This window comes from Halomonas sp. 707D4 (assembly GCF_024158685.1).
Classification (GTDB): domain Bacteria; phylum Pseudomonadota; class Gammaproteobacteria; order Pseudomonadales; family Halomonadaceae; genus Vreelandella.
The window spans coordinates 1-1,570 of the sequence record NZ_JAMZBD010000612.1; the positions used below are offsets into that span (position 1 = coordinate 1).

General features: G+C 70.1%; 2 protein-coding genes. Both read left to right on the forward strand.

Going from position 1 to position 1,570, the window contains the following annotated elements:
* The coding region (locus BIS11_RS17170; protein WP_253586668.1) for an HAD family hydrolase at positions 1 to 558 on the forward strand (558 nt) is incomplete at its 5' end.
* The gene (locus BIS11_RS17175) at positions 555 to 1,430 is read left to right on the forward strand and encodes a glycosyltransferase family 2 protein (RefSeq protein WP_253586669.1); all 876 of its coding nucleotides are present in this window, start codon (positions 555 to 557) and stop codon (positions 1,428 to 1,430) included. The genes BIS11_RS17170 and BIS11_RS17175, both read left to right, overlap by 4 nt.
* Positions 1,431 to 1,570: the final 140 nt, after the last annotated feature.

Here is a 1,570-nt window from a genome sequence, read left to right on the forward strand (position 1 = left end):
ATTCACTACCTCAACGACGACGGTGTGACCTACCGACAAGACACCGCCTGGCGTGCCACCCTCGACCGCCACTGGCAGCGCGAGGCGCTCGGCGAGGCGCTCGCCGAGTTCGATGCCATCACGCCCCAGGGGCCGCTGGAGCAGCGCCGCCACAAGCTCAGCTTCCTGAGCGACGACAGCGACGACATCACCCTGCGCCTGACCCACCACCTCAAGCAGCGCGGGCTGCGCTGCACCGTGGTCCACAGCCACGGGCGCTACGTCGACATCCTGCCCGAGGCGGCTTCCAAGGGCCTGGCGGTCGCGCACGTGCGCGCGCACCTCGGCGTCGACGAAGCGGCGCTCTACGTAGCGGGGGATTCCGGCAACGACCTGGACATGCTGCGCGCCTCGAAATGCTCGATCCTGGTGGCCAACTACAGCGACGGTCTGGCCCAGGCGCCGGGCATGGATCACGTCTACGTCGCCCGCGCCTCCCACGCCCAGGGGGTGATCGAGGGCGTGCAGCACTTCCAGGGCCGCTCGCCGACGCCTGCGGCCAAGGACATCGCCTCATGAAGCTCAGCGCACTCACACTGGTGCGCGGGCGCCGCGAACACCTGATCAACCTGATGCTAAGCCTCGACGCCCAGACCCGCCCGCCGGAGGAGCTGGTGATCGCCTGGATGCAGCCAGAGGCGCACGCGAACCTGCCCGAGGTCGGCTTTCCCGTGCGCCACGTGTTCGTCGAGAGCGAAGCGCTGCCGCTCGCTCGCGCCCGCAACGCCGCGGTCGAGGCGGCATCCTTCGATGCCCTGGTGTTTCTCGACGTCGACTGCATCGCTTCCCCCACGCTCATCGAGCGCTACCGCCAGGCGCTGCTCGAGCGCGCCGCGCTCTATATCGGCGAGGTGCACTACCTGGCCGCCGGGGCAGTGCCACGCCTTGAAAGCGGCGCCCTCGACGTCAAAGCGCTTCACGCGGCCGGCGAGCGCCACCCGGCGCGCCCGGCAATCGAGGAGCACGAACTGCGCCCGGAGCCGGACCACGGCAACCTGTGGGGGCTGTCGTTTGCTTTGATGAAGGCGGATCATCGCCGCGCCGGCGGCATGGACGAAGGCTATGTGGGCTACGGCGGCGAGGAGACCGACTACGCCTGGCGGCTCGAAAGCGTGGGCGTTCCGCTTTTCTGGGTCGGCGGGGCGCTCGCCTGGCACCAGCACCACGCGGTGTACGCGCCGCCCTGGCCGCACTTCGAGGCGATCCTCACCAACGCCCGGCGTTTTCAGGCCCGATGGGGGCGCTGGTGCATGGAGTACTGGCTGGATCAGTTCGTCAAGGCCGGGGCGATCCGCTGGTCGCCCCGGGCGGCGGATATCGAGCTTCTTCGCTACCCGACGTCGGATGAGATCGAGCGCGCGCGCCTGCCCGAGAGCGCGCGCTTTGGCTAGCGGTCGGCGGCCTGTGCCAGCGCCGCATCCACGGCCTTGGCATTGAGCGCGGCGGCGGTGGGCTCGCCTTCCCAGAGCCCATCGACGCAGGCCTCCAGCCACTCGGCGGCGCGGCGGGCGGCGTCTTCGTCGAACAGCGT

Excerpts from the sequence above, each read along its gene's own strand:
- BIS11_RS17175 (WP_253586669.1), top strand. The coding sequence starts at position 555 with ATGAAGCTCAGCGCACTCACACTGGTGCGCGGGCGCCGCGAACACCTG.